General features: G+C 67.5%; 24 protein-coding genes. 16 read left to right on the plus strand and 8 right to left on the minus strand.

All coding sequences use genetic code 11. The features are described from left to right. The first annotated feature begins 2 nt into the window (after positions 1-2). Entirely contained in the window at positions 3-1,277 is a 1,275-nt protein-coding gene (locus tag ASC95_RS08125; protein WP_057297265.1) for a hypothetical protein, read from the plus strand. Here the strand turns inward: ASC95_RS08125 and ASC95_RS08130 are convergent. From ASC95_RS08130 to puuE, 3 genes are all read right to left on the minus strand, one after another. Continuing rightward, positions 1,266-2,492, minus strand: a complete 1,227-nt coding sequence (locus tag ASC95_RS08130; RefSeq protein WP_057297266.1) for a M20/M25/M40 family metallo-hydrolase — start codon at positions 2,490-2,492, stop codon at positions 1,266-1,268. The genes ASC95_RS08125 and ASC95_RS08130 overlap by 12 nt on opposite strands. Continuing rightward, positions 2,489-4,240, minus strand: coding sequence for a 2-oxo-4-hydroxy-4-carboxy-5-ureidoimidazoline decarboxylase (uraD, locus tag ASC95_RS08135; RefSeq protein WP_057297267.1), 1,752 nt, complete (start codon positions 4,238-4,240; stop codon positions 2,489-2,491). Before uraD ends, ASC95_RS08130 begins: the two co-directional genes overlap by 4 nt. 126 nt (positions 4,241-4,366) lie before the next feature. Then, positions 4,367-5,332, minus strand: coding sequence for an allantoinase PuuE (gene puuE, locus ASC95_RS08140; protein WP_057297268.1), 966 nt, complete (start codon positions 5,330-5,332; stop codon positions 4,367-4,369). A 32-nt stretch (positions 5,333-5,364) separates the two neighbouring features. Here puuE and uraH point away from each other — a divergent pair, with 32 nt between their 5' ends. Next, positions 5,365-5,718, plus strand: coding sequence for a hydroxyisourate hydrolase (gene uraH / locus ASC95_RS08145; protein WP_057297269.1), 354 nt, complete (start codon positions 5,365-5,367; stop codon positions 5,716-5,718). A gap of 4 nt (positions 5,719-5,722) precedes the next feature. Here the strand turns inward: uraH and ASC95_RS31775 are convergent, their stop codons facing one another. Continuing rightward, the gene (locus tag ASC95_RS31775; RefSeq protein ID WP_157256020.1) at positions 5,723-5,944 is read right to left on the minus strand and encodes a hypothetical protein; all 222 of its coding nucleotides are present in this window, start codon (positions 5,942-5,944) and stop codon (positions 5,723-5,725) included. Between ASC95_RS31775 and xdhC the strand changes: the two genes are divergently transcribed. The 5 genes from xdhC (at position 5,925) to ASC95_RS08170 (ending at position 11,951) form a co-directional block, all read left to right on the plus strand. Further along, positions 5,925-6,692, plus strand: a complete 768-nt coding sequence (gene xdhC / locus ASC95_RS08150) for a xanthine dehydrogenase accessory protein XdhC (protein ID WP_057297270.1) — start codon at positions 5,925-5,927, stop codon at positions 6,690-6,692. The genes ASC95_RS31775 and xdhC overlap by 20 nt on opposite strands. 200 nt (positions 6,693-6,892) lie before the next feature. Then, positions 6,893-8,431 (plus strand): methyl-accepting chemotaxis protein, encoded by a 1,539-nt coding sequence (locus ASC95_RS08155; protein ID WP_057297271.1) that lies wholly within the window; start codon positions 6,893-6,895, stop codon positions 8,429-8,431. A gap of 132 nt (positions 8,432-8,563) precedes the next feature. Further along, positions 8,564-9,742, plus strand: a complete 1,179-nt coding sequence (locus tag ASC95_RS08160) for a urate hydroxylase PuuD (RefSeq protein WP_057297272.1) — start codon at positions 8,564-8,566, stop codon at positions 9,740-9,742. Positions 9,743-9,749: 7 nt separating this feature from the next. Next, positions 9,750-11,036, plus strand: coding sequence for a glycerate kinase (locus ASC95_RS08165; protein WP_057297273.1), 1,287 nt, complete (start codon positions 9,750-9,752; stop codon positions 11,034-11,036). 75 nt (positions 11,037-11,111) lie between these two features. Beyond that, positions 11,112-11,951, plus strand: a complete 840-nt coding sequence (locus ASC95_RS08170; protein ID WP_057297274.1) for an HDOD domain-containing protein — start codon at positions 11,112-11,114, stop codon at positions 11,949-11,951. Here the strand turns inward: ASC95_RS08170 and ASC95_RS08175 are convergent. Then, positions 11,948-12,484, minus strand: a complete 537-nt coding sequence (locus ASC95_RS08175) for a histidine phosphatase family protein (RefSeq protein ID WP_057297275.1) — start codon at positions 12,482-12,484, stop codon at positions 11,948-11,950. The genes ASC95_RS08170 and ASC95_RS08175 overlap by 4 nt on opposite strands. An 88-nt stretch (positions 12,485-12,572) precedes the next feature. On the opposite strand from ASC95_RS08175, the gene ASC95_RS08180 reads away from it, so the two are divergent. From ASC95_RS08180 to ASC95_RS08195, 4 genes are read left to right on the plus strand one after another with little or no spacing between them, the layout of a single operon-like run. Further along, complete coding sequence (locus ASC95_RS08180) at positions 12,573-13,829, plus strand: lipoprotein-releasing ABC transporter permease subunit (protein ID WP_057297276.1); 1,257 nt, start codon at positions 12,573-12,575, stop codon at positions 13,827-13,829. Next, entirely contained in the window at positions 13,822-14,514 is a 693-nt protein-coding gene (lolD, locus tag ASC95_RS08185) for a lipoprotein-releasing ABC transporter ATP-binding protein LolD (protein ID WP_057297277.1), read from the plus strand. The genes ASC95_RS08180 and lolD overlap by 8 nt, the downstream gene beginning before the upstream one ends. Continuing rightward, a complete protein-coding gene (gene purU, locus ASC95_RS08190) occupies positions 14,511-15,365 on the plus strand; it encodes a formyltetrahydrofolate deformylase (protein ID WP_057297278.1) in 855 nt (284 codons plus the stop codon). Before lolD ends, purU begins: the two co-directional genes overlap by 4 nt. 15 nt (positions 15,366-15,380) lie before the next feature. Next, entirely contained in the window at positions 15,381-16,190 is an 810-nt protein-coding gene (locus ASC95_RS08195) for a TatD family hydrolase (protein WP_057297279.1), read from the plus strand. Here the strand turns inward: ASC95_RS08195 and ASC95_RS08200 are convergent, their stop codons facing one another. Next, positions 16,191-17,012, minus strand: a complete 822-nt coding sequence (locus ASC95_RS08200) for an MOSC domain-containing protein (protein WP_057297280.1) — start codon at positions 17,010-17,012, stop codon at positions 16,191-16,193. A gap of 13 nt (positions 17,013-17,025) precedes the next feature. Continuing rightward, on the minus strand, positions 17,026-17,835 hold the full coding sequence (locus tag ASC95_RS08205) for a mechanosensitive ion channel family protein (RefSeq protein WP_056193115.1): 810 nt from the start codon (positions 17,833-17,835) through the stop codon (positions 17,026-17,028). Between the two features lie 105 nt (positions 17,836-17,940). Between ASC95_RS08205 and ASC95_RS08210 the strand changes: the two genes are divergently transcribed. The 5 genes from ASC95_RS08210 to ASC95_RS08230 all read left to right on the plus strand — a co-directional run bounded on the left by ASC95_RS08210 (position 17,941) and on the right by ASC95_RS08230 (position 23,109). Continuing rightward, positions 17,941-18,414: a DNA-deoxyinosine glycosylase gene (locus ASC95_RS08210; RefSeq protein ID WP_235537807.1), complete on the plus strand. Its 474-nt coding sequence runs from the start codon at positions 17,941-17,943 to the stop codon at positions 18,412-18,414. A gap of 36 nt (positions 18,415-18,450) precedes the next feature. Beyond that, the gene (locus ASC95_RS08215) at positions 18,451-19,224 is read left to right on the plus strand and encodes a spermidine synthase (protein ID WP_057297281.1); all 774 of its coding nucleotides are present in this window, start codon (positions 18,451-18,453) and stop codon (positions 19,222-19,224) included. Positions 19,225-19,259: 35 nt separating this feature from the next. After that, on the plus strand, positions 19,260-21,020 hold the full coding sequence (locus tag ASC95_RS08220; protein WP_057297282.1) for a GspE/PulE family protein: 1,761 nt from the start codon (positions 19,260-19,262) through the stop codon (positions 21,018-21,020). Between the two features lie 104 nt (positions 21,021-21,124). Then, positions 21,125-21,589: a tripartite tricarboxylate transporter TctB family protein gene (locus tag ASC95_RS08225; RefSeq protein ID WP_057297283.1), complete on the plus strand. Its 465-nt coding sequence runs from the start codon at positions 21,125-21,127 to the stop codon at positions 21,587-21,589. A gap of 8 nt (positions 21,590-21,597) precedes the next feature. Then, positions 21,598-23,109 (plus strand): tripartite tricarboxylate transporter permease, encoded by a 1,512-nt coding sequence (locus tag ASC95_RS08230; RefSeq protein ID WP_057297284.1) that lies wholly within the window; start codon positions 21,598-21,600, stop codon positions 23,107-23,109. 164 nt (positions 23,110-23,273) lie between these two features. Here the strand turns inward: ASC95_RS08230 and ASC95_RS31780 are convergent. After that, positions 23,274-23,459: hypothetical protein (locus tag ASC95_RS31780; RefSeq protein ID WP_235537809.1), on the minus strand; the 186-nt coding region annotated here is incomplete at its 5' end.

The raw sequence follows: 23,459 nt of genomic DNA on the forward strand, positions 1-23,459 counted from the left end.
GCATGCGGCGCATCCTGCTGATCTTTCTTCTGGCCCTGGCAATGGCCGCACCGGCGCGGGCCGGCATGTTCAGCCGCTCCTGTTCCGACCCCGTCGTCTTTCGCGGTGCGACGGTCAATGCCTTGGTGCTGCCCTGGCGTGTCGATGTGGGCGCCGCCAGGCTACAGGCGGCGGGCCGGCAGATCTCGTCGCTGGCCCACCTGCAGCTGCTGATGGGCATGCTGCCGCTGGGCTCCATCGGCGCGGTGGACCTGGTGGGTGAGTCCGGTGCCATCTGCGACGTCGATGAGGTGTTGACACGCGTCAGCCGCGACGGTGTGGAAGGCGGCACGCTGGCGCCCGGCCAGGCCGTGGTCGTGATCTGGGGCCGGCTCTTCGAGCAGGACGGCGAACTCTTCGTGCAGACCTATGTCCGCTTCGCGCGCCAGGGCCGGGCAGGCCTGGTGCCCGAACGCCTGAGCCTGAACTGGGGTGGCGCCGAGCTGCAGGCCGGCTTGCCCATGCAAGCCCTGGCCTTCGCGCCGCGGCGCATCTCCCTGGCCGACCTGGCACGCATCGATGCCGCCTGCCGCGACGCGCTGCGTGTGCACGACACGCCGGACGCCGCTTCGCCGGGCGCGGCCCTGCCCAGTTCACCGCGCCAAGGTCTGCCTTACTGGATCACCGAGCAACGGGGCGACTGGCTGCGCCTGACGCCCATGCGGCAGGGCCTGCCAGCGGGTTGGGTGCGCGCGCGCAGCGGCGACGACATCCCCGACTGGTCGCTGTCGCGCTGGCTGCCTGAACTGGACTACGCGCTGGGCCTGGCCGGCTGGTTGAGGCTGCAGGTGCGTGATGGGCTGGTCAACCAGGAAGACCGCGGGCTGGCGGCTTTTGCCACCGCGGCACTGGCGCGCTATGAAGCCGCCGTGCCGGCCGATCAGGCCCCCGCCGCCTGGGGGCTGGCCGCCGCGCTGCGCGGCCATATCGCCTGGACTCAGGGCGACCGCCGCGAGGCCGCCGCCCAGTTCGCCAAGGCCAGGGAGCGCCTGCCGGGCTCCGCTGCCGCCGCCAACCTCGCCGCCGTGTCAGCGCTCGACGGTGTGCCGGCCGGCCCTGCAGCTGCCCAGCGACTGGGCCAGCGGCTGCTGGGGGCACTCGCATTGGCACCCGACGACGCGATGCTGCGCGCCAACCTCGCGGCGCTGTACCGCATCTACGCCGACAAGCCCGGCTGGAGCCCGTTCGCCCCGGCGGAGCTGGCCGAGCGCCAGCAGCTGCTGCACTCAGCCCGCTAGCAGCTCGGCCAGCGCACGTGCCACCACCTGGGTCGCGCGCTTGAGGTCGTCCAGCACCAGGTGTTCGTCCGCGCGCTTCGCGTTGCTCTCCAGCACCGTGCGCGGCCCGGCGCCGTAGATGGCGGCCGGGATGCCGTGGGCGGTGTACAAGCGCACGTCGGTGTACAGCGGGGTGCCCGAGGTCGGGATGGGTTCGCCGAACACGGCCTCACCGTGCTTCTGCAGCGCGGCCACCAGCGGCGCGGCGCCGGGCAGGGGCTTCATCGAGTGGGCCAGCAGCAGGCGCTTGATGTCGAGCTTGATGCCGGGGCTCTGGGCGACCGTGTTTTCGATCAGCGCGCGCACCTCGGCCTCCACCGCGGCCGGGTCTTCCTCGGGAATCATGCGGCGGTCCAGCTTGATGACGACCTTGCCGGGCACGACATTGGTGTTGCTGCCGCCTTCGATGCGGCCGACGTTCAGGTAGGGGTGGGTGATGCCGGCCACCTCGGAGCGGCGCATCTTCAGCACGTCGTTGTGGGCGTACAGGGTCGCCAGCAACTTGTTGGCGGCCTGCAGCGCGTCGATGCCCGTTTCCGGATAGGCCGCGTGCGAGGCCAGGCCATGCAGCGTCACCTCCATCTGCAGGCAGCCGTTGTGGGCGGTGACGACCTGGTAGCTGAAGCCGGCGGCGATCAGGTAGTCGGGTTGGGTCAGGCCGTGCTTGAGCAGCCAGCCGGGGCCCAACTCACCGCCGAACTCCTCGTCGTAGGTGAAGTGCAGCTCGACGGCGCCCTTCAGGGGCAGGCCCGAGTTCTTCAGAGCCAGCAGCGCGAAGGTGTAGGTCGCGAAGTCGCTCTTGCTGACGGCCGACGCGCGGCCATAGAGCTTGCCGTCGACGATCTCGGCGCCGTACGGTTCATGCGTCCAACCTTCGCCCGGGGGCACCACGTCGCCGTGGGCGTTGAGCGCGATGGTGGGGCCGTCCTCGCTGAAGCGATGGCGCACGATCAGGTTGGTGACGGACTGCATGCCGGCCGCATGCACCTCGGCGGCGGGCACGGTGTGCTTCTCTGCCTCGAAGCCCAGTTCCGCCAGCAGCTCGGCCGTGCGGTAGGCATGCGGCGCGTTGTTGCCGGGCGGGGTGTCGGTGGGGATGCGGACGAGGGCTTGGAGGAAGCGAACTTCGTTGTCGAAGTTCTCGCTGATCCAATCATCAATGCGGTTCTGAGTCATAAGGTATCGAGCAAACGTTCAAACGCCCGGACGGACAGGTCGGCGTCATCCGCCGTCACAGACTCCAGCGGGTTGTGGCTGATCCCGCCGTTGCCACCACGCACGAACAGCATGGCCTGAGGCAGCAGCTCATGCATCTTCATCGCGTCATGGCCGGCGCCCGAGGGCAGGCGGTGGATGGGCAGGCCGAGCTCGGTGACTGCGACTTCCCAGCGCGACCGCCAGGCCGGATCACTTGGCGCGGCATTGGCGGCCAACGTAGGCTGCAGCGTGAAGCTCAAGCCGCGGCGCTGGCAGATCTCGTCGAGCCTGGCGCGCACGTCGGCGTCGAGTGCGTCGCGGGCTGAGTCGGTCGTCGCGCGCAGGTCGAGGCTGAAACGGCAGCGGCCCGGGATGACGTTGATGGAGCCCGAGGGCACTTCCAGCATGCCGACCGTGCCGACAACGTCCGGCACAGTTGCGGCCCGCTGTTCCGTGAACAGGATCAGCTCGGCCACCCCCGCCGCCGCGTCCCGCCGCTGGCCCATGGGCGTTGTGCCGGCATGGCTGGCCAGGCCGACGATCTCGCCGGTGTAGCGGCGGCTGCCGTTGATGCTGGTGACGATGCCCAAGGGCAGGTCCAGGCTGTCGAGGACCGGGCCTTGCTCGATGTGGACTTCGACAAAGCCGAGGTAGCGTGACGCGTCGCGCTTGACCGCCTGGATAGCCTGCGCCGTGCCCGGTAGCCCGGCGGCCTGCATCGCATCCCGCAGCGGGATGCCAGCCGCATCGGTCTGATCCAGCCAGGCGGGTTGGAAGGCACCGATCAGCGCGCTTGAGCCGAGAAAGTCTGCCGGGTAGCGTTGACCCTCTTCCTCGGAGAAGCCCACCACCTCGAGGCCAAAGGCCAAACGCTTGCCGGCGCGATGCAGCTCTCGCACGGCCAGCATGGGCACAAAGATGCCCAGCCGCCCATCGAAGCGGCCGGCGCGGCGCACGGTGTCGTAGTGGCTGCCAGTCAGCAACCGCTTGTCGGCGCCCGTGCCGTTGTAGACGCCCACGACATTGCCGACCGCATCGCGGCTGACCTCGTCAAAGCCGCAGTCGCGCATCCATGTCATCAGCTGCTCGGCGACGGCGGTGTGCGTGGGCGTGGCGTAGGTGCAGGTCAGAAAGTCCTCGGCCTCGCTGTGAACGGCCAACTGGGCGCCCCAGTCCCACAGCTGCTCGCCCAGTTCAGGTCGAACGCCGAACTTGTCGTTGAGTCGGATCTCCGCGATGCGATGGATCTGGCGCAGGCACTCGGCGCGCTCCAGGTCGGGGTGGGCGCGCAGCCGCCGCTCGAAGGTCGCGATGATCTCGGCACGCGTGAAGCCGGTGCCACGCGGCCCGCGCACCGCCAGGATGAAGGGAAAGCCAAACCGCTCGTTGTACTTCGCATTGAGCAGTTGGAGCTTCTCGAACTCCTCGGGCGTGCAGGCCGTCAGCCCGGCCTTCTGCTGCTCATTCGTCGACTCCGCCGTCAGCTTGCCGGCGACGGCGGCCTTGCCGGCCAGCTCGGGGTGGGCGCGGATCAGGCCGAGCTGTTCATCCACCGTCGCTTCGCGTACGACACGGGCCAGCGCGACCTTCAGCGCAGCCAGCGTCTTGAAGGGGCGCGCCACCGCCGCGCGCTCGGCGATCCACGGCGAGTGTTCGTAGGTGCCGTCCAGCAGGGCGACGAATTGGGTCACGCCGGCGGCGTTCAGCTGTTCAATGGTCAATGGCATGGCGGTCGGGTGCTCGGCGTGGGCCGGATCCTGAGTGTGACCCAGCGGGCACCGTCGATCCGGCTTTGCCGGGCGACTGGTGCCGCCCCCTTGAGGGGGCGCGCGAAGCGCGTAGGGGGTGGGCCATTACTCCCAGACGAAGGCCGTCTTGGCGTCAAAGGGGTGAACGGCTTTCCAGTGTCGCGCGATGTCCAGCCGCCGGCAGACCCAGACGCGGTCATGCGCCTCGATGTGGTCCAGGAACTTCTGCAGGGCCCGCATGCGGCCCGGGCGGCCGAGCAGGCGGCAGTGCATGCCGATGCTCATCATCTTCGGGCTGTCGGCGCCCTCGGCATAGAGCACGTCGAAGCTGTCACGCAGGTATTCGAAGAAGGGCTCACCATGGCTGAAGCCCTGGGGCAGGGCGAAGCGCATGTCGTTGCAGTCCAGCGTGTAGGGCACGACGAGGTGCGGCGCCAGCTCGCCATTGGTCTTCCTGACCTGCAGCCAGAAGGGCAGGTCGTCGCCGTAGTAGTCGCTGTCGTAGTCGAAGCCGCCGAAATCGGCCACCAGGCGGCGGGTGTTGGGGCTGTCGCGGCCGGTGTACCAGCCCAGGCCGTGCGGGTCGCGGCCCAGGGTCAGGCGCTTGAGGCTGGCCATCGCCTGGGCCATGTGGGCACGCTCGGTGTCTTCGTCGATGTTCTGGTAGTGCACCCAGCGCCAGCCGTGGGAGGCGATCTCATGGTCCAGTTCGACAAAGGCCTGGGTCACGTCCGGGTGGCGCTCCAGCGCCATGCCGACGCCGAAGATGGTCAGCGGCAGCGCGCGCTGCTCGAACTCCTTCAGCAGCCGCCACACGCCCACGCGCGAGCCGTATTCGTAGATGCCTTCCATGCTCAGGTGCCGCGCCGGGAAGCTGGGCGGGTTGGCCATCTCGGACAGGAACTGCTCGCTGCCGGCGTCGCCATGCAGCACGGAGTTCTCGCCGCCCTCTTCGTAGTTGAGGACGAACTGCACGGCCACCCGGGCGCCGCCGGGCCATTGCGCGTGCGGCGGGTTCTCGCCGTAGCCGACGAGGTCGCGGGGATACCGGGGCGGGTGGGGCGTGCTCATCCCTACACTTTGCATCAATCGATGGAGATTCCATGGGCAAGCTCACAACACATGTTCTCGACACCGCCAACGGCTGCCCGGCCGCCGGCATGGCCGTGCGCCTGTACCGCTTTGACGCCGAAGGCCCCAAATGGCTGCGCAGCCTGCACCTGAATGGGGACGGCCGCGCCGACGGCCCGCTGCTGGACGGTGCAACCTTCACCGCCGGGCGCTACCGCCTGGTCTTCGAGCTGGCAGCCTATTTCCGCGGCCGCGGCCAAACCTTGCCGGAGCCGGCATTCCTGGATGAAGTGCCGCTGGACTTCGGTATCGCTGATGAGGACAGCCACTATCACGTGCCGCTGCTGGCCTCGCCGTGGGCTTACTCGACCTACCGTGGCAGCTGAACCTTCACCAAAGCGCTCCCGCTGGGTCGAAGGTCTCGGCGATGGCCTCTATGGGCTTGTCGATGGGCTGGCGATGTTCGGCCTGTGGAGTGGTGGTGCTGTCGCTGCGGCTTTCGGCAGATTCATGCTGGGTGGTGCGTTGGCCGTATTGGGCTTGGGTGTATTCCTGCGCTTCAAGCGTCTGCGGATGAAGAGAAAGGCCAAGCGTGCCTGAATCTGCTTGCATCCTCGTCACCGTTGCCCGCTTCACCGGAAGCGTGCCGCGCGAGGTGGGCGCCTGGATGACGGTGGCTGCAGATGGCATCAGCGGGACGGTCGGCGGCGGCCATCTGGAATTCGACGCTATTGCCCGGGCACGAGCCGCGCTGGCTGGCAGCGAGCTGGCCGACGAGGTGCGCTACCCCCTTGGGCCGAGCCTGGGTCAATGCTGCGGCGGCGTGGTCTGGTTGCGCTTCGAGCGCATCACTGTGGGCGAGGATCTGGCCGCCCGACTGCCCCTGCGATCGCTGCGCCCCCTGGCGCTGTTCGGCGCCGGCCACGTCGGCCTGGCCATCGCCCATATCGCCCGCGAGTTGCCGCTGGCACTGCACTGGATCGACAGCCGCGAGGATCAGTTTCCTGTAGAGCCGCCCGCGAACGGCTGGCGCCAGGAGATCTGCGACCCACCAGCCGATGCTGTGGGCGACCTCGCATCCGGCTCGGCCGCCCTCGTCATGACCCACAACCATGCCGAGGACTTCGAGATCATTGCCGCCTGCCTGAAGCGCCAGCGCGAGCGGGGCGACCTGGCCTTTATCGGCATGATCGGCAGCCGCACCAAATGGGCGAGCTTCCGTCAGCGGTTGGAGGCCCGCGGATTCACGGAGGCCGACCTGGCTCGGGTCGTCTGCCCCATCGGGGTGCGCGGCGTGGCCGGCAAGCAGCCGACAGTCATCGCAGTTGCGGTGTTGGCACAGGTTCTTGCATTGCCGTGAACGAAATCGCGGCACGCGGAGTTACAACACCGGCGTCGAGCTTTCGAGACCTTCGGAGGCAGCCAATACCCCTACGCTGCAGGATCATTTTTTGCTGTTTGCACTCATGCGCCCCGACACGGAGATTTTGATGGCCCAACCCGTTCTTTCGACGCCGGCGGCGGCGCCCGCTGCGGTGGGCGTGTGCACGAAGAATTGACATGGCGTTGAACGAGAAGCGGGCCGGGCTGTCGACCGCGCAAAAGCTTGGGTTGGCCTTTGGCTGGCTGGTCGTGCTGACCGTGGCACTCGGCGTGGCGGCGCTGCAATCGCTGGGGCAGGCACTCATCTGGAGCCTGCTCGTCACCAGCCTGCTGTCCGTCGTGGCGCTGGCCGTCGTGCTGTCGCGTGCGCTGCTGCGCGAGCTGGGCGGCGAGCCGCGCGTCGTGGCGCAGCAACTGCAATATGTTGCCCAAGGTGACCTGACCCACCACGTGCCCGTCAAACCCGGCGACCAGGCCAGCGTGATGGCGGGTCTGGCGCAGATGCAGCAGCGGCTCATCACGGTTGTCGCCCAGGTGCGCGAGGGCGCCGAGAGCGTGGCCATGGCCAGCGCGGAAATCGCCACCGGCAACACCGACCTCTCCCACCGCACCGAGTTGCAGGCCGCGGAGTTGCAGCGCACGGCTGGCGCGATGGAGACGCTGCGCCAGCAGGTGCTGCTCGGTGCGGACCATGCGCGCGATGCCAGCAGCGTGGCCACGACCGCTTGCGGCGTGGCCGAGCGCGGCGGTGCCGTGGTGGGCGGGGTGGTGGACACCATGCAGGCCATCAGCCACGGCTCGGCACGTATCGCCGAGATCATCAGCGTCATCGACGGCATCGCCTTCCAGACCAACATCCTGGCGCTCAATGCCGCAGTGGAGGCGGCTCGCGCGGGTGAGCAGGGCCGAGGCTTTGCGGTTGTCGCCGGCGAAGTGCGCGGCCTTGCGCAACGCAGCGCCAGCGCGGCCAAGGAGATCAAGCAGCTCATCGCCGACAGCGGCGAGCGGGTGCAGCAGGGATCGCGGCAGGTGGACGGCGCGGGCGAGACGATGCAGCAGGTGGTGGATGCCATTCAGAAGGTGGACCGCATCGTCAACGAGATCAGCGCCGCTGGCGCCGTGCAGGCCAGGCACGTGAACGACGTGGGCGAATCCGTCGTCCAGATGGACCGCAGCACGCAGCAGAACGCTGCGCTGGTGGAGCAGAGCGCCGCCGCCGCGGAAAGCCTGCGCGATCAGGCGCAGCAACTCGTCGGCGCCGTCGCGTTCTTCCGCCTGCACACGGCCGGCAACCCCCAGGCCCTCATTGCCGACATGCAGGCGCGCCTGGCCCAGCTCGGCGCGGCTGAGCTGCGGGGCACTGAAACATCAGGCGGCAAGCAGGTGCCCGGCCTCTACTTCGGCGCGCGCAAGCTGAACAACGATTACGAACTGGTGGACGACATCAAGAGGAAGACCGGCGCCACGGCCACGGTGTTCGTGAAGTCCGGCGACGAGTTCGTGCGCATCAGCACCAATGTGCTCACGCCCGAGGGCACACGCGGCGTGGGCACGCCGCTGGCGCGGGCCAAGGCCTACGAGACGATCAGCCGGGGCCAGGCCTTCAGCGGGGAAGTGGAAGTGCTGGGTAAACGGTTCGACGCCTGCTACAGCCCGATCAAGGACGGCCGCGGCGCAGTGATCGGCGTCGCCTACGTCGGGTTCAAGAAGGGCTGACACCAAGCCTGCCGCTGCTGCATACACTGCGGCCCTGTCGCAGCGGTGTCGGGCAACGGAAACGCCCGCTGACGCGACCCCTGGGCCCCACAGCACCCGCCGTGGTGGGGCCGTGCGAGAACACCACCGCTCATGGATATCTACCTCCTCGACTGGGCCAGCCTGCTGCTGCGCTGGCTGCACGTCATCACCGTCATCGCCTGGATCGGCGCGTCCTTCTACTTCGTCTGGCTGGACAACCACCTCGTCAAGCCGACTGCTGATGACCTCAAGGCCAAGGGCGTGGACGGAGAACTCTGGGCCGTGCACGGCGGCGGCTTCTACAACCCGCAGAAGTACATGGTGGCGCCGGGCAACCTGCCGCAGGACTTGCACTGGTTCTATTGGGAGAGCTACTGGACGTGGATGAGCGGTTTTGCGCTCTTCGTCGTGCTCTACCTGTGCAATGCCAACCAGATGCTGATCGACCCGCGTGTCCATGCCTGGAGCGCGCCCTGGCAGGCTGTGGCGGCGGCGCTGGGCTTCCTGGTCGTCGGCTCGGCCGTCTATGACATCGCCTGCCAGGCCCTGGGCCGCACCAAGGATGGGCAGATCGGCCATGACGGCCGCGTGATGGCCGTCGTGGCGGCCTTTATCGCGCTGGAGAGCTGGCTGGCCTGTCATCTCTTTGCCGGCCGGGCGGCCTTTCTGATCGTCGGCGCGACGCTGGCCACCATGATGACGGCCAACGTCGCGCACTGGATCATCCCGGGCCAGAAGAAGGTCATCGCACAGATGCGCGCCGGCCAGAAGCCCGACCCCATCTACGGCCAGCGCGGCAAGCAGCGCAGCGTCCACAACACCTATTTCGGCCTGCCGGTGCTGGTCGCGATGCTCAGCAACCACTACGGCATGCTGTACCAACGGCCGGACAACTGGCTGGTGCTGTGCGTGTTGATGGCCGCGGGCGTGTCGATCCGCATCTTCTTCGTGAAGCGGCACAAGGGCGTGAACAGCTGGGATTCGCTAGGCTTGGCAGCGCTGCTCATCGGCGGGCTCATCGTCAGGATGGCGCCCGCGCCGCAGGCCGCCGCGGCCGCGCCGGTCACGCTGGAGCAGGTGCAGGCGATTGCCGCCCAGCGCTGCCTTGCCTGCCATACCGGCGAGGTGGCGCAAAAGGGCGTGCGGCTGGATTCAGCGGAGGGCTTGAGCGCCCACAAGGCCCAGATCTACCAGCAGGTCATCGTGCAGCGCGCCATGCCGCTGAACAACGCGACCGGCCTGACGGAAGAAGAGCGTGCGTTGATTGGCCGTTGGGCTCAGCAGCCATGAGCCTGGCATGAGTCCGGACCCGCGCGCACTGCTGCGGCAGCTCTATGACGTGGCCGTCGCGCGGGCGCTGCCCGGGCGGGTGCTGGCGGCGCATTTGCCGCCGCCGCCCAAGGGCCGCACCCTTGTGCTTGGCGCGGGCAAGGCGGGCGGTTCCATGGCCCAGGCGCTGGAGGCTGCGTGGCCAGCTGACGCCAAGCTGTCGGGCCTCGTCATCACCCGCTACGGCCATGTGCCGCCCGGCTACAAGCCACGCCGGCTGCAGGTCGTCGAGGCGGCGCATCCCGTGCCCGACGCCGCCGGCCTGTCCGCCAGCGAGAAGCTGCTGGCCCTGACCCGCGGGCTGACTGCCGACGACCTGGTCATCTGCCTGATCTCCGGCGGCGGCTCCGCATTGATGAGCCTGCCCGCCCCCGGCCTGACGCTGGCCGACAAGCAAGCGATCAACCGCGCCCTGCTGAACAGCGGCGCGGCCATCGACGAGATGAACTGCGTGCGCAAGCATCTGTCCGCGATCAAGGGTGGGCGTCTGGCCGCCGCCTGCGCGCCGGCGCGCGTGCTGACGCTGGCGATCAGCGACGTACCCGGCGACGACCCGGCCGTCATCGCCTCTGGCCCGACGGTGGCCGACCCGACCACTTGCGCTGACGCGCTGGCCATCTGCCGGCGCTACAAGATTGAACTGCCCTCCGCGGCCCGCGCCGGACTCGCGTCGGGCGCCTTCGAGACGCCCAAGCCCGGCGACTTCGCCCTAGCTGGCCATGCACTCGTCATGCTGTCCACGCCGCAAGTGAGCCTGGAGGCGGCCGCGGCCTTTGCCCGCGAGCAGGGCATTGCCGCCTACATCCTCAGCGACGAGATCGAAGGCGAGTCGCGCGTGGTCGGCGGCATGCATGCGGCGCTGGCTCGCGCTGTCGTGCGCCGCGGCGAGCCCTTTGCCAGGCCCTGCGTGATCCTGTCCGGCGGCGAGACGACGGTGACCGTTAACCCGACCCGACCCTCCGGCCAGGGTGGCCGCGCCACCGAATTCCTGCTCGGCTGTGCGCTGGCCCTGCAGTGCGAGCCCGGCGTCTATGCGCTGGCCGCCGACACCGACGGCATCGACGGTGTTGGCCCCCATGCCGGTGCCTTGCTGACTCCCAGCAGCCTGGGCCGCGCCCGCGCCCTGGGGCTCAATCCGCAGGCCCTGCTGGACGCGCACGACAGCGCCAGCTTCTTCGCGCCGCTGGGCGACCTGCTCGCCCCGGGGCCGAGCTTCACGAATGTGAATGACTTCCGCGCATTGCTGATCGTTTAGGGGAGGTGAAGTCCATGGCGGGGCCGTGGCCTTCGTCCTAGACTGGCCCGACTGTCATCGCCCCGGAGGTCAAAGATGAGTGCAGCGGCCGAACGTTTCTTCGTCAGGCACAACGCCCTGCCGACCATGCCCGAGGTGGCCTCGCGGCTCTTGAAGAGCTTCGACGACGACAACGTCGGCATTTCGCAGATCGCCGCGCTGATCGAGAAGGACGCCGCGCTGACCGCCAAGGTGCTGCGCCTGGCGAACACAGCGCACTACAGCCCCGCGCACCAGATCGCCACCGTCATTGACGCCGCCCATGCGCTGGGCCTGGAGACGCTGCGCAACCTCGCCATGGCCGCCTGCCTGAGCGGCGCTTTCCCCAAGGTCCGGGGCCTGGACCGCGCCACCTTCTGGCGCCACAGTGTGGCGACCGCCAACTACGCGCGCATCCTCGCCCGCATGCTGGGGGCCGACGAAACGACCACCGACACCGCCTATCTGGCCGGGCTGATGCTGCGCACAGGCCAGCTGCTGATGGCCCTGGACGAGCCCCATCTGGTGGCCGACGTAGAGACCCACGCCGCCGAACCCGGCAGCCGCTTTTCGCTGGAGGAGCACCGCTTCGGTTGCACCCACGCCGACGTGACCGCGTCGCTGGCTGCGCACTGGCATTTCCCGCAGGCGATGGTGGAGGCCTTCAAGGACGCCAACACGCCGCTGGAGATCCGCCCCTTTTCGCTGATCGCTGCCGTGCTGCACGTGGCCGAGGTGCTGGCGGATGCCGCCGAGCACCATGACGAGCCCGTGCATGCGCTGAAGGTGGCCGTGCCCGAGCTGATCGAGCACCTGCATCTGGACCTGGACCTGCTCGCCGCCAAGATCGCCGCCACCGGCGACCCGGCGGCCGAGGTGGAGCAGATGCTGCACTAGAGACAGTTCGCTTCGGGCGCTCCGCTTGGCGCGCCATAGCTGAACTGCGCCCAGCGCGGCGGCTCGGTTGCTGGCTGCAGCAAGAAGGCGTGATGAAAGCTCGTCTCGCACAGGTCCGCCAGTTTCGGGCCGCCGAGTGCCGCCAGCACGGCCGTGACGGTGTTGCTGTGGCCGACGACCAGGACCACGCCGGTCTGGGCGCGCACCGCGTCCGCCACCGCCTGCACATGGGCGGCGCCCTTGGCGTCCACGACGCGCGGCTGCAGGCCCAGCGCCTTGGCCAGCGGTGCGGCGGTGTCGCGCGTGCGGCGGAACTGCGTCGTCAGGATGCTGTTCACGCGCAAGCCGGCCAGCGCCTGCGCCAGGGCCAGGGCGCGCTGCTCGCCGGCCGGCGTCAGGGCCGGGTCGCCCGCGGGCTCGGTGGCGCGCTCGGCGTGGCGTACCAGGATGACGAGCTCGGGAGTGGCCGCGGCCGGGGTGGCCAGGGCGAATGTCAGAAGACAGGCTGGCGGCAGGACAGACAAGGGCTTCATCGCGATTCCAGAAGAGGGCGGGTGCCATTCTCGCCACGGCCTGCCAGTTACCATCCCGGCCCCATGCCGTACGCCTTTGCAAAGCCCCATGACCCTGCCGTTTGAACTCCAGGTCGGCTGGCGCTACACGCGCGCCGGCCGCGGTGGGCGGCGCAACCGCTTCATCAGCTTCATCTCGAGCGTGTCCATCCTGGGCATCGCGCTGGGCGTAGCGGCGCTGATCATCGTGCTGTCGGTGATGAACGGCTTCCAGAAGGAAGTGCGCGACCGCATGCTCAACGTCATCGCTCACATCGAGCTGCTGGAGTACAGCGGCCAGGCGCTGCCGGACTGGCAGGCCACGGCGGCCAAGGCAAGACAGAACCCCGAGGTGATGGGGGCGGCGCCGTTTGTCGCCAGCCAGAGCCTGATCGCGCGCGGCGAGGACATGCGTGGCGCCATCATCCGTGGCATCTCGCCGGCGGAGGAAGCGACGGTCACCGGCCTGGGTGCACAGCTCAAGGACGGCGTCTTCGCCCAACTGCAGCCCGGTGCCTGGAACATCGTGCTGGGCGCGGAGCTGGCACGCCAGCTGGGCGTGGGTGTGGGCGACAAGATCACGGTCGTCGCGCCCGGCGCCCAGGTCACGCCGATGGGCGCCTCGCCGCGATACCGAAGCTTCAATGTGGTCGGCACCTTCAGCGCCGGCCACTATGAATACGACTCAGGCCTGGCCCTGATCCACATCGACGACGCGGCCAAGCTCTACCGCACCGGTGGCCCGACAGGCGTGCAGCTCAAGCTGCGTGACGTCCACGACGCCCGCCGCGTCGCTGGCGAACTGAAGGCCCTCATGGGCCCCGACATCCTCGTACGCGACTGGACCCGGGCCAATGCCAACTGGTTCGACGCCGTGCAGATCGAGAAGCGCCTGATGAGCATCATCCTGACGCTGATCGTCGCGGTGGCCGCCTTCAACCTTGTTTCCACCCTGGTGATGACCGTGACCGACAAGCAGAGCGACATCGCCATCCTGCGCACGCTCGGCGCCAGCCCGCGCTCCATCATGGGCGTGTTCATCGTGCAGGGCGCGGTGGCCGGCGTCATCGGCACGCTGTCTGGCGTGGGCCTGGGGCTGCTAGTGGCCTGCAATATCGACGTCATCGTGCCGGCCATCGAGCATCTGCTCAACGTCAGTTTCCTGCCCGGCAGCATCTACGTCATCAGCCAGATGCCGAGCGACCCGCAGCGTGGCGACATCGTGCCCATCGCCCTCGTGTCCCTGCTGTTGTCCTTCGTCGCCACCCTCTACCCGAGCTGGCGCGCCAGCCGTGTGCAACCCGCCGAGGCGCTGCGCTATGAATGACCTGGTGTTGAATGCGACCGGCTTGACGCGCCGCTTCAGCGAAGGCGGCCTGGACGTCACCGTGCTCAAGGGCGTGGATCTGAGCGTCGCGCGCGGTGAGACCCTGGCCATCGTCGGCGCCTCCGGCTCGGGCAAGAGCACGCTGCTGCACCTGCTCGGCGGCCTGGATTCACCGACCTCGGGTGGCGTCACGCTGATGGGCCGGGCGCTTGCCAGCATGGACGAGGCCGAGCGCGGCCGCTGGCGCAACCAGCACCTGGGTTTCGTCTACCAGTTCCACCACCTGCTGCCGGAGTTCTCGGCGCTGGACAACGTCGCCATGCCGCTGCGCATTCGCCGCCAGACGCCTGCTCAGGCGCGCGAAACGGCTGCCGAGATGCTAGCCCGCGTCGGCTTGAAGGAGCGCGTGCAGCACCGTCCGTCCGAGCTGTCGGGCGGCGAACGCCAGCGCGTGGCCATCGCCCGGGCCCTCGTCACGCGCCCGGCCTGCGTGTTGGCCGACGAGCCCACCGGCAACCTGGACCGCGACACCGCCGCGGTCGTCTTCGAGCTGATGCTGGAGCGCGCTCGCGAGTCCGGCACCGCCTTCGTTCTCGTCACCCACGACCGCGACCTGGCGGCGCGCTGCGACCGGCAGCTGCTGTTGGTGGCGGGCCAGTTCCAAGCCACTGCAACGACCGCATGACCCCGCGATTCATCCTCAAGCTTTCGTGCCCCGACCGCGCCGGCATCGTGCATGCCGTCACCGGCGTGCTGCTGCGCGAAGGCGGCAACATCCTGACCTCCCACCAGCATGGCGACGCTGACCATGCGCGCTTCTTCATGCGCATCGAGTTCGAGGCCCACAACGACGAGACCGCCTTGCGAGGCGCCTTCATGCCGCTGGCCGAAGAGTTCGGCATGGACTGGGGGCTGGTGGCGCGCAGCCGCAAGACCCGCTTGCTGCTGCTGGTGTCCAAGCTCGGCCACTGCCTGAACGACCTGCTGTTCCGTGTGCAGACGGGGCACCTGAACGTCGAGATTCCGGCCATCGTCTCCAACCACCGCGACTTCTACCAGCTCGCGGCCTCGCACAACATTCCCTTCCACCACTTCCCGCTGCTCGGTGCCACCGACGCCCAAAAGGCAGCGCAGGAAGCCAAGATCCGCGAAGTCATCGCCGACAACCAGATCGACCTCGTCGTGCTGGCGCGCTACATGCAAATCCTGTCGCCGGAGCTGTGCCGCGACCTGAGCGGCCGTGCCATCAACATCCACCACAGCTTCCTGCCCAGCTTCAAGGGCGCCAAACCCTACCACCAGGCTTACGAGCGCGGCGTCAAGCTGATCGGCGCGACGGCCCATTACGTGACCAGCGACCTCGACGAGGGCCCGATCATCGAGCAGGAAGTCGCCCGCATCGACCACAGCATGCCGCCCGAGCAGCTCGTGGGCATCGGCCGCGACATGGAATGCGTGGCCCTGGCGCGGGCCATCCAGTGGCACGCTGAGCACCGGGTGTTGCTCAACGGCAACCGCACGGTCGTCTTCCGCTGAGATACAAGGGAAGGCATGTGGATCGACACCCACTGCCACCTCGACGCGGCCGAGTTCAACGCTGACCGCGACGCTGTCGTCGCGCGTGCCAGGGCCGCGGGCGTCGCGCAGATCGTCATTCCCGCCGTCGATGCGCACAACCTCGACACGGTGCGCCTGCTGGCCATTCAGCACGACTTCACCTACGCCCTGGGCATCCATCCGCTGTGCGTGATGGGCGCTGCCGATGGGGACCTGGACAAGCTGGCCGAAGCGCTGGAAACACATCATGCCGATCCGCGCCTCGTCGCCGTCGGCGAGATCGGCCTGGACTATTTCGTCGAGGGCATCGACCCCGACACCCAGCAGCATTTCTACGTCGAGCAGCTCAAGCTCGCCAAGCGCGCTGGCCTGCCGGTGCTGCTGCATGTGCGGCGCAGCGCCGACAAGCTGCTGGCCGGCCTGCGCCGTGTCGGCTTCACGCAGGGCGGCATTGCGCATGCCTTCAATGGCAGCGAGCAGCAGGCGCAAGCCTTCATCGAGCTGGGCTTCAAGCTCGGCTTCGGCGGCACGCTGACCTTCGAGCGGTCCCTGCAGATCCGCCGCATTGCAGCCAGCGTGCCGGATACGGCGCTGGTCATGGAGACTGATGCGCCGGACATCCCGCCGCAGTGGCTCTACAAGACGGCCGAGCAGCGTGAAGCCAGCCCAGGCCAGGCGCGCAACGAGTCGGCCGAGCTGCCGCGCATTGCCGAAAGCCTGGCCGAGCTGCGCGGCTGGACGCTGGAGCAGACGGCGGCAATCACCAGCGCCAACGCGCGCGCCGCGCTGCCACGGCTGGGCTGATCAGGCCTCGCCGAAATTCAGCGACAGGTCCACGCGGTCGCCGATGCGCAGGGTCCCCGCGCCGTCGCCACGCGCATAGACACCGAACTGCACCGGTGCGCCCGGGGCGCGCTCGGCGCTGAGCCGGGTCAAGGCGTCCAGCACGACCGGCTGCGGTTCGCCGCTCGCCGGGTCCACCGTTGGCACGACGCAGCGCACGCAGACCGTCGTGCGGCGAAGCGTCAGTGCGCCGATGCGGGCCTCGATCAGGATGTCCTCGATGAAGGGCGGCAGGTCGCCGCCGTCTTCGGCGCTGAGCAGCAGATTGGGTCGCGCACGCTGTGCCGGCCCGTTCAGCGGCTGGGCCATGGCGTCCTGCCAGGACTGCAGCGAACCCTCGCCGACGATGTGCAGTGCATTGAGGATGGGCCGGCGCTGTGCCTCGATGCTCAAGCGCACCAGCCGCAGCGGCTCGCCCGTGGTCGCCTTCAGCAGCGCGGCAGCGTCTTCGCCAGCATCCCAGACCTGCAGCACGTCGAAGTCCTGGCGTTCGCCGTTCCAGCCGCGCACGTCCAGCGCGTCGCCGCCTTCGCCGGGCACTGTCAACGACCGGCCCAAGGCCTGTAATTCAAGGTCCGAGCCCACCAACCGGGCGTGGACCAGCGCGAGCCGCGGGTGCGCGCCCATCCAGGTCAGCTCGCCGCCCGCGTCGACGATGCCCCAGCCGCGGTCGCCCACGGGCCAGCCATCGGCGTCCAGCAGCAGGGTGTCGACGGCCTCGCCGGCGCATGACTTGACGGGGTAGCGCCACAGCCCGGCGACGCGGGCGGTCAAATCAGCCATGGGTTCTCCTGTTTCAGCGGTTGCGCGGCGCGAGGGGCGTTTCCGGCACCGGGTAGCCGGCCGCGCCAAAGGTCGCGACGACGGCCTTGTGGGTGTCGAAGTAGACCTGCCAGTAGTGGTCGGTGTGGCAGTAGGGCCGCACGCACAGCAGCGGGCCTTCGGGCGTGAACTGCAGGATCTCGATATCGGGCGCCGGCTTGGCCAGCACATTGGGAATGGCCGCGATGGCCGGGCGCAGCCGCGCGATGGCGTCCAGCGGGTCCACGCTGTTGGCGACCTTGGCCAGGCAGTCGACGCGGCGGAATGCCTGTGCCGAATAGTTCTGGATGGCGCTGCTAAACACGGTGTTGTTGCCGACGAGGGTGTGCACGTTGTCCGGCGTGTTGATGGTCGTGCCAAAGAGGCCGATCTCAGTCACCGTGCCGGTCACGCCGCCGGCCTGCACGAAGTCGCCGACCTTGAAGGGCCGCAGCACCTGCATGAAGACGCCGGCCGCGAAGTGGGTCAGCAGCCCGCCCCAGGCGGTGCCAATAGCCAGGCCTGCACCGGCCAGCAAGGCGGCGAAGGAGGTGGTCTTGACGCCGAAGATGTCCAGAATCGCGAGGATCAGCACCAGGTTCAGCAGCACGCTGAGGATGGAGCGCAGATAGGTGGCCAGCGTCGAGTCGATGCGCTTGCCGCGCTCCAGCGCCGCCGAGAACACGCGCAGTGCGATTGAAATGAGCCACCGGCCCACGACCCAGGCCGCGATGGCCGCGAGAATCTTCAAGCCGAAGTCCACGCCCTGGGTGCTGAGAAACAGCCAGATGGCTTCCGTATTCATCATGTCGAGTCACTCCCTGTGAAAACCCGCGCATCGTCGCAGCTGCCGGCCGTGTTTGCCAGGCCTCCAAACCCCGAAAACGAGCGTCTTGTCGGCCTTGCGCCGGTGTTTGACGCCCGGGCCCGTCTGCTGGTACTCGGCAGCTTTCCCGGCGCGGCCTCGCTGCAGGCGGCGCAGTACTACGCGCATCCGCGCAATGCCTTCTGGCCTGTCCTGGCGGCGCTGCTGGGCGAACCGGATCTGGCAACGCGGCCCTATGCCGAGCGCCTGCAGGCATTGCGTAGCCACCGGGTCGCGCTGTGGGACGCCGTGGCCGCCTGCCGGCGCGAGGGCAGCCTGGACACGGCCATCGAAGCCGCCGAGCCGAGCGACTTGGTCGACCTCGTCGCCCGGCTGCCACAGTTGCGCGCAATTGCCTGCAACGGCGCGCTTGCTCACCGGCAGACGCTACTGGCCCTGGGCGACGTGGCCTTGCCCGTGTTGCGACTGCCGTCGACGAGCCCAGCGCATGCCGGCCTGAGCCTGGCAGACAAGATCGCCGCCTGGCGGGCCGGGCTGGCGCCGTATCTGGTGGCCTAGGATCCCGCCTATGACAAGACTGCTGATGGCCGGGCGATGAAGCCCAAGCCAACGACCTGGGGCCCGGCGACGCTGAGCGAATTTGATGGCGTGCGTTTTCTGCACCTGGACTCGATCTGGGTGCAAGGTGCAATGCGTATCCGCAAGCCGGATCAGCTGGAGCTGGAGTACATCCAACGCATGTGCGCCTGGATGTTGTGGCGGGACCCGGTCGCACTGGGCGAAGGCCATGCGGTGCAACTCGGCCTGGGTGCGGCGGCGCTGACGCGCTTTTGCCATGGCCAGCTGAAGATGCGCACGACGGCGGTGGAGATCAACCCCGAGGTCATCGCCGCCTGCCGGCAGTGGTTCCGTCTGCCGGGCAACGATGCCCGGTTGAGCGTCGTCAACGGCGACGCCGCGGCCTGGGTCAACGACGATGCCAATCTGCAGACGGTGGATGTGTTGAACGTTGACCTCTACGACCATGACGCGGCGTCGCCCGTGCTGGACGACGAGGCCTTTTACGCCGCCTGCCGGGGCGTGCTGGCGGACGGCGGTCTGATGACGGTCAATCTGTTCGGCCGCAGCGCGAGCTTTGCGCGCAGCGCATTGCGTATCGCCAAGGCCTTCGGGTCGGACCAGGTCTGGAGCCTGGCGCCCACCAAGGAAGGCAACACCGTCGTCGTCGCGGCGCGTGGCGTGCAGGTGCCACACCGTGACATCCTGGAGCAGCGCGCAGCTAATATCGAATCGCGCTTCAAGTTGCCGGCCCGCAAATGGCTTAGGCTGGTGCGGCCACTGCCGATGAGCATCCTCAACGCCCTTTGAGAAGCCGAGCCTCGATGTCGACCAAGTCTAAGCCAATGGCTTCCCCTACGAAGACTGAAGGCCGCCTGGAATGGCGCCAGTTGCTGCATTGGCTGCAGGAGGATGGCCTCATCGACGAAAGCCAGGTGCAGCGCACGGAGCAGCGCTTCGCGGCCGGCGATAGCGCCCTGCATCCCCTTGTTCGCCTGGGCCACGCCGCGCTGGTGCGCCTGTCCACTGGCAAGCCACTGGATGTGGACGCATTGTCCGAATGGCTGGCGGTGCGCGCCAAATTGCCCTATCTGCGCATCGACCCGCTGAAGGTGGACGTGGGCCGCGTCGGCGACGTGATGTCCATCGGTTATGCCGAAGCCAAGCGCTGCCTGCCGGTGCAGTTCGGCCTCAACGACGTGACGATCGCGACATCCGAGCCCTTCGACACCGGTTGGGTCGGGCAGATCGAGTCGCATGTACGCAAGCCCATCAAGCTCGTCATCGCCAACCCGCTGGAGATCGCGCGTTACACGACCGAATTCTTCACGCTGGCACGTTCGGTGCGCGCCGCGGCCAAGGCGGGCGAGCAGAGCCAGGTGGCCAGCTTCGAGCAGCTTGTCGAGCTGGGTAAGACCAACAAGCAGCTCGATGCCAACGACCAGGGCGTCGTGCAGGTCGTCGACTGGCTGTGGCAATACGCCTTCGACCAGCGCGCATCGGACATCCACCTTGAGCCGCGCCGCGAGATGGGTGTCATCCGCTTTCGCATCGACGGTGTGCTGCACACGGTCTACCAGCTGCCACCGACGGTGATGGGGGCGATGACCTCGCGCATCAAGTTGCTGGGCCGCATGGACGTCGTCGAGAAGCGCCGGCCGCTGGACGGCCGCATCAAGACACGCAATCCAGCCGGCGATGAAGTCGAAATGCGGCTGTCGACGCTGCCGACCGCCTTCGGCGAGAAGATGGTCATGCGCATCTTCGACCCTGAGACCGCCGTCAAGGATCTGTCGTCCCTGGGCTTCGGCCAGCACGACTCCGACCGCTGGGAGAGCCTGGTCAAGCAGCCCCACGGCATCATCCTGGTAACTGGCCCGACTGGCAGCGGCAAGACGACGACGCTGTACTCGACGCTCAAGCGCCTGGCGACCGACGAGGTCAATGTCTGCACCATCGAAGACCCTATCGAGATGATCGAGCCGGCCTTCAACCAGACCCAGGTGCAGAACGTGCTGGATCTCGGTTTTGCCGAAGGCCTGCGTGCGTTGATGCGCCAGGATCCGGACATCATCATGGTCGGCGAGATTCGCGACCTGGAGACGGCCGAGATGGCCATCCAGGCCGCCCTGACGGGTCACCTCGTCTTCAGCACTCTGCATACCAATGACTCGGTATCGGCCATCACGCGGCTTATGGACCTGGGTGTGCCGGGCTATCTGATCAGCGCCACGGTCATTGGTGTGCTGGCTCAGCGGCTGGTGCGTACGCTGTGCCCGCACTGCAAGCAGCCCGACCCCCTGGTCACGCGGGAGAACCTCAATGAGCTGGTGCGGCACTGGCGCCTGGGTGGTGGCGTCAAGCCCTACAAGCCGGTGGGCTGCCTGGAATGCCGCAATACGGGATTCCGCGGCCGCGCGGGCCTTTACGAGTTGCTGACCGTTTCCGAAGGTGTCAAGGCTTCGGTCTCTGACCTGACCGCACTGCGGCGCCAGGCCATGCAGGAGGGCCTGCGCCCACTGCGCCTGGCCGGTGCGATGAAAGTGGCGGAAGGGGTGACGACGGTGGAAGAAGTGCTGCGCAGCACGCCGTCCTGGGAAGGCTAGTCTCTCCTGTCTTACGTGTAATCCACAGTCGGGCAGCTTCGACCCGACTGCCAGAATCACCGGCAAGAAAACGCGCGCCCGCGGCGCGCCGGAGGCGACAAGCAATGAAGATCAAAAGCCAGCGGGACTTCTGGTCCGGGCTGATGTTCCTGGTGGTGGGCGTGGCGTTCGCATGGGGCTCGACGGAATACTCCTTCGGCACCTCGGCTCGACCTGGTCCCGGTTATTTCCCTTTCGGCCTGGGCATCTTGCTGGCGTTGTTGGGTGGGCTCGTGCTGTTCAAGGCGTTGACGCTGGAATCAGAAGGTGGCGATCCCATCGGTGACATTGCCTGGCGCCCTTTGCTCATCATCGTCGCCGCGATCGCGGTTTTTGGTGTCGCGCTGCCCCGCTTGGGGCTGGCCTGCACACTGCCGTTGCTCATCTCGTTGTCTGCACTGGCCGGCAATGAATTCCGCTGGCGTGATGTGTTGATCAGCAGTGTCGTGCTGACGGTCGGCAGTTGGGCCCTGTTCATCCTTGGCCTGAAGCTGACCATCCCGCTCTGGCCCATCTACATCGTTGGCTGAGGGGCACCATGGACCTGCTGAACAATCTGGGTCTTGGGTTCCATACGGCGCTGACGCTGCAGAACCTGATGTACGCCTTCTTCGGGACGGTGCTGGGGACGCTGATCGGCGTGCTGCCCGGTCTGGGCCCCGTCGCGACCATCGCGATGCTGCTGCCGTCCATCTACACGCTGGACGCCACGCCAGCCCTGATCATGCTGGCCGGCATCTACTACGGCGCTCAATACGGCGGCTCGACGACGGCCATCCTGATCAATGTGCCGGGTGAGTCGAGCTCGGTCGTGACGGCCATCGACGGCTATCAGATGGCCCGCCGCGGCCGTGCCGGTGCTGCGCTCGCGGCCGCCGGCCTGGGCAGCTTCTTCGCCGGCTGCGTAGGCACCATCATCATCGCGGCCTTCGCACCGCCGCTGACCGAGTTGGCCTTCAAGTTCGGCTCGGCCGAGTATTTCTCGCTGATGGTGCTCGGCCTGGTCGGCGCCGTTGTGCTCGCGTCGGGATCGCTCATCAAGGCCATTGCGATGATCGTGCTCGGCCTGTTGCTGGGCCAGATCAACACCGACGTCATCACCGGCACGGCGCGCTTCTCCTTCGATATTCCTGAATTGACGGATGGCATTGGCTTCGTGGTTATCGCCATGGGCGTGTTCGGCTTCGGGGAAATCATCGCCAATCTGGGTCAGCCCGAAGAACATCGCGAGGTCTTCACCAAGGAGGTGAAGGGCCTGTGGCCGACGAAGGAAGACTTCAAGGAGGCCTGGCCTTCGGTGCTGCGGGGCACGGCCCTTGGCGCTGTGCTTGGAGTGTTGCCTGGTGGCGGCGCGCTGCTGGCCTCTTTCGCGTCCTACACCTTGGAAAAGAAAGTCGTCCGCAATCCTCGCGTGCCCTTCGGCAAAGGCGCCATCCAAGGCGTCGCCGGTCCGGAAAGCGCCAACAACGCCGGTGCGCAGACCTCGTTCATTCCGATGCTCACGCTTGGTATTCCGCCAAATGCCGTGATGGCGTTGATGGTGGGTGCCATGACCATCAAGGGTATTCAGCCAGGCCCTCAGGTCATGACGAGCAACCCGGAGCTTTTCTGGGGGCTCATCGCATCGATGTGGATCGGCAATCTGATGCTGATCGTGCTCAACCTGCCTCTGATCGGCATCTGGATCAAGTTGCTGACGGTGCCTTACCGGTTTCTCTTTCCGGCCATCGTCGTCTTCTGCTGCATAGGGACCTACTCGCTGAACAACAACAGCTTTGATGTCTATATGACTGCGGGGTTTGCGCTGCTGGGCTACGTCTTCTACAAGCTGAGCTGCGAGCCAGCGCCGCTGCTGTTGGGCTTCATCCTGGGCCCCATGATGGAAGAGAACCTTCGCAGGGCGCTGCTGCTGGCCCGGGGGGACTGGAGCACATTCCTGACCCGACCACTGTCCGCCGGGCTCCTGATTGCGGCGGCATTGATGATCGTCGTCGTCATGCTGCCGTCCATCAAGAACAAGCGCGAAGAAGCCTTCCAGGAAGAAGCGTGACAGGCGGCTGCTGATTGCTAATGATCCTTTTCGTGACGACTGTCCTGCGCAATCGTTAGTGCTCACGGACGCTTGGCATCGCGCAGTGCGAGCTTGCGCTAACGGGGCTAATTGAGGGCGACAGCCGGAGGTTCAGCAAATGAATGCGGTGGGACTTTCGCGCCTCAAATTCCTGTGCTACAGTCGAGGGCTTCGCTGATCACAACGCAGCGCTTGTCGGGAACGGCGGTGGTTGTGGTGGGGTTGGTGGAGCTGGGTTGAAAGGCCCAGAGGCGAGCTGGAGAGTTCGTTGGGTGCTGAAGAGAGTTCTGAAAAGAAATTTTCGCCAGGTACTTGACGATGCTGCGAAA

Origin of the sequence: Pelomonas sp. Root1217 (assembly GCF_001425705.1) — a bacterium.
Classification (GTDB): Bacteria; Pseudomonadota; Gammaproteobacteria; order Burkholderiales; family Burkholderiaceae_C; genus Pelomonas.